This window comes from Colwellia marinimaniae (assembly GCF_002207865.1).
Classification (GTDB): Bacteria; Pseudomonadota; Gammaproteobacteria; order Enterobacterales; family Alteromonadaceae; genus Colwellia; species Colwellia marinimaniae.
Map to the genome: position 1 here is coordinate 1 of NZ_BDQM01000223.1, position 278 is coordinate 278.

Annotated in this window: 1 protein-coding gene; it reads right to left on the reverse strand. The window is 65.8% G+C overall.

Features of this window, described 5'->3' with window-relative positions:
• Positions 1–176 (reverse strand): signal recognition particle receptor subunit alpha (locus MTCD1_RS19015; protein ID WP_200818660.1); only part of this gene is annotated, 176 nt, incomplete at its 3' end.
• Between the last annotated feature and the right edge of the window lie 102 nt (positions 177–278).

The window sequence follows — 278 nt, forward strand, 5'->3', positions numbered from 1 at the left end:
GCCTTGTCCTTGACCCGGGCGACGAAATCGCGCACGACGGGCAGCGCGACGTCGGCCTCCAGCAGGGCCATGCGCACTTCGCGCAGCATGTCCTGGACGTTGGTTTCGGTGATGCGGGCCTGGCCGCGCATCGTCTTGACGAGGCGTGACAGGCGGTCGGTGAGTGCTGATGCCATGGAGTCGGATGTGCAGCGAGGAAAAGAACGCGGCGCGCCCCAGTAAACTGCGAGGGTGATTCTAACTTCTGCCCCTGTCCACGCGCTCGCCTGGGCCGCCAT